At 59.4% G+C, this 3,459-nt stretch carries 4 protein-coding genes; 2 read left to right on the top strand and 2 right to left on the bottom strand.

All coding sequences use genetic code 11. The annotated features are described in order from the left end of the window. A partial coding sequence (locus tag ACYPYD_RS16940) for a transposase (RefSeq protein ID WP_459664353.1) occupies positions 1-316 on the top strand: 316 nt, incomplete at its 5' end. Positions 317-369: 53 nt separating this feature from the next. Here the strand turns inward: ACYPYD_RS16940 and ACYPYD_RS16935 are convergent. Both ACYPYD_RS16935 and ACYPYD_RS16930 read right to left on the bottom strand, forming a co-directional pair. Next, on the bottom strand, positions 370-840 hold the full coding sequence (locus ACYPYD_RS16935; RefSeq protein WP_459664352.1) for an IS110 family transposase: 471 nt from the start codon (positions 838-840) through the stop codon (positions 370-372). A gap of 184 nt (positions 841-1,024) precedes the next feature. Further along, entirely contained in the window at positions 1,025-1,630 is a 606-nt protein-coding gene (locus tag ACYPYD_RS16930; RefSeq protein ID WP_459664350.1) for a TetR/AcrR family transcriptional regulator, read from the bottom strand. A 165-nt stretch (positions 1,631-1,795) separates the two neighbouring features. Here ACYPYD_RS16930 and ACYPYD_RS16925 point away from each other — a divergent pair, with 165 nt between their 5' ends. After that, complete coding sequence (locus ACYPYD_RS16925) at positions 1,796-2,941, top strand: MFS transporter (RefSeq protein ID WP_459664348.1); 1,146 nt, start codon at positions 1,796-1,798, stop codon at positions 2,939-2,941. Positions 2,942-3,459 lie beyond the last annotated feature (518 nt).

The following is a 3,459-nucleotide window of genomic DNA, read 5'->3' as shown; positions in this document are numbered from 1 at the left end:
CACGCTGGGCGCGGACAAGAACTACGACACCGCCGCCTTCGTCGAGGCATTGCGCGAGATGGACGTCACCCCGCACGTGGCCCAGAATAACACCAATCGCCGTTCTGCCATTGACGGGCGTACGACACGCCATCCCGGCTACGGCCTCTCCCAGAAAATCCGCAAGCGGATCGAGGAAGTGTTCGGATGGGCAAAAACCTGCGGCACCATGCGAAAAACCCGACACCGTGGGCAAGATCGCGTCGGATGGTCCTTCACGCTCACCGCTGCCGCCTACAACCTCGTCAGGCTGCCGAAACTGCTGGGCGCAACCTAGGCCTGCGCCTCATAGCGCCCGAGGCCGGTCAAAAACGACCGGATTCTGGAAGGTTACCTCCCAGAATGACTGACGCCTTGGGCTAGAAAACGGCGAAAGCGAGGCCAATGGCCGGCTCTGCCAACCCTTTTTCCGCAGCCTGGTAAAAGTCCACGCAGTTGGTTGGCCATGGATGTCCGCGCGGTGATGAGCTGGGCACGGATGCGCAGCTCGGCCCGGGCGATATGCGTGGCCAACGCCATCATGTGGACTCGTTTGAACCAGCCGGTGCGTGCCAACTGAGCAAGTCCCTCTGCGTCGTGGACATCGCCCTTGTTCACACGTGCAGATAGGACGCCCTTGGCGCGCCGCGCACATATACACTCCACCGCGACACCACGCTCGGCCAGTCCATGATAGAGAAAGGTCGATCGCGTTTCTGTTTCCAACACTACGCGCACGAGATCCGCGCAATGCCGGGGCAGCCACTTGGCCAAAACATCGGGATCGCTCGCGACAACATCGCATCGGAAAAACTTTACCATCGGCATCGACCACGCAGATATGCGTCGTCTTGTCACTCACGTCTAATCCTGCATCGACATCGGGCACCCTCCTGCATTGAAGCGCCAAGGCGACTTCGTACCATGCACGAGGGTGGCTACGTGAATTATGCGGTGTCCTATGATCCGGCGTTCGCTCCCCGTCAGTCACGCATCAGCCCCAGCGTCAGACAGCAGCCTGATCCCAAAGCCGCATCAACGACGTAATCGCTGCGTCAATCTGCGATAAAGGTACGCCATCTCTGGCTTCGACTGACATACCGCTCAGGAAGGTGCTAAACATCCGTGCCATTGCGGCCGTGTCAGTACTTGGTGACAACTCTCCGTTCGTTCTGGCTCTCTCGACATGCCGTTCGATCCCTTGGCGGTTGCGTTGACGCTCCTGTACCAGGATCGCCTCGACCTGCCGATTTTCTGGCGAGCAATTGTTGGCGCCAAGTATGATCAAGCAGCCTGGGGGATGCGACTGCGCCGTTTGCATAGCGGCCGATTTGCGCAATGCCGTCTCGATCGCATTGCGCGGGGCGAGCGTATCGTCCTTGAGGCTTGCGGTCACTTGACCATAGGATCCGATATAACGGTCCACGACATCCTGGAACAGCGCCTCCTTGGACGTGAAAGCCGCATAGAAGCTGGCCGACGATAGCCCCCCCATGCTGGACCTGAGCTGCGACAAGGATGTCGGCTCATAACCTTGGGCCCAGAAAAGCGTCATGGCCGCATCGATGGCGCCGTCTCGGTCAAAAGTGCGTGGGCGTCCTGTGCGCGGCATGCCATCCTCATTTATGGACTGATCAATCTATAAATCATTGCCATTCGGCTGTCACCTGCGTAGTTGTGGATCGATCAATCCATAAGTGTGAAGGTTTCCATGCCGAACGAAGAATGCAACCGGGCAAGTGATCCCATGCCAGTTTCCGCACTTCTCGCGCTTGCGATGACTGGCTTCATCTGCATCGCCACCGAAACCTTGCCGGCTGGACTGCTGCCGCAAATATCCTCGAGCATGGACATTTCATCAGCGCTCGCGGGACAAACTGTTACCGCTTATGCCGTCGGTTCGCTGATCGCTGCCATTCCGCTCAGCATTGCGACGCAGGGGTGGCGGCGGCGCAGCGTGTTGTTGCTGACGATTGTCGGTTTCCTCGTCTTCAATTCGATCACTGCACTCTCGCACGACGTTGTGCTCACGATGGCCGCCCGCTTCATGGCCGGCATGTCGGCGGGGTTGGCCTGGAGCCTGCTGGCGGGATATGCGCGCCGGATGGTTGCACCCGAACAACAGGGCCGAGCGATGGCGATTGCCATGGTTGGAACGCCTGTAGCCTTGTCACTCGGTGTTCCCTTCGGAACTTGGCTGGGTGCCGCAGTCGGCTGGCGTTCTGCTTTTGGTGTGATGTCACTGCTGACGATCGTGCTGATCTTGTGGGTGCTGGCGAAGGTTCCCGATTATCCCGGTCAGGCCCGCAGTGCGCGAATGCCGCTTTACCGCGTTCTCACGACACCGGGGGTCCGTCCCGTCCTGGGCGTCGTCGTCAGCTGGATGCTCGCACACAACATCCTTTATACCTACGTGGCGCCGTTCGTGACGCCTGCTGGCCTGGCAGACCGTGTGGATCTCGTCCTGCTCACATTTGGCATGACCGCGTTGGCCGGAATATGGGTGACCGGGAAGCTGGTGGACCATTTCCTGCGGTCGACCGTGCTGGCGAGTCTTGCTTTGTTTGCACTGGTCACGGTGACACTTGTGCTGGGCGCTAGGTCCGTCATCGTCATCTACGCCTGCACTGTGATCTGGGGGCTGACTTTTGGCGGCGCGGCAACTTTGCTCCAGACCGCCCTCGCAGATGCTGCCGGCGACAGCGCGGACACGGCTCTGTCGATGAATGTCGTTGCCTGGAACGGTGTGATCGCAGCGGGAGGCCTTGCTGGCGGTTTTATGCTTGAGACTTGGGGTGTCGCAGCATTTCCCTGGGCCATGCTCGCGTTGACATGCGTTGGCTTCGTGGTTGCATGGTCATCACGTGCGCACGGCTTTCCCACAGGAAGCCGCACGGGAGACATGACGGTCATAAGTCATTGATTTTATGCGTCTGCTTGGGTGGCGTGCCTCGACTTTCGGCCTCCCTTGCTTGAGCGAGCGAAGCTGCGGGAATGACAGCTTTCGCCTAGGTCGTGAACTGAATGGCCACTCTTGCCGTAACGGGCCATGTCGATACGCTGTACCTTCTGAAAGTCTGCGAAGACACGAGGAATCCTGACTGCACCGCTTTCAAGCGTGGTCCTCACAACCGACGGCGCATCGAAGTAGACGACCTCAATTTCGTGGTTAGCCATATTTTTCCATTGCGGATGAATTGGCCCGCGGGCGCCAAGTGGGTTGGCGAGCAGCAATCCTGTCAGGAGCGGAATGCGCACCCGCAAGGCAGGAACTGTCATAGAGCGATTGTGATTCCCCTCGGCGCTGCGCAGTTTAGGCGTAAGCGCCGACGGAAGGCGGCGTTGACGTAGGGTTATTTGGGTTTCCGCGGGCGCGGCGCCCATTTCTTGGCGAGTGCCGCGAAGCGAGCGTGGATCACCTCGATGTTGGGTTGAGTGTGG

The sequence above is a fragment of the Novosphingobium sp. 11B genome (assembly GCF_054589055.1).
Note: the sequence above shows the minus strand (reverse complement) of the source record. Positions and strands in the feature narration are given on the sequence as shown.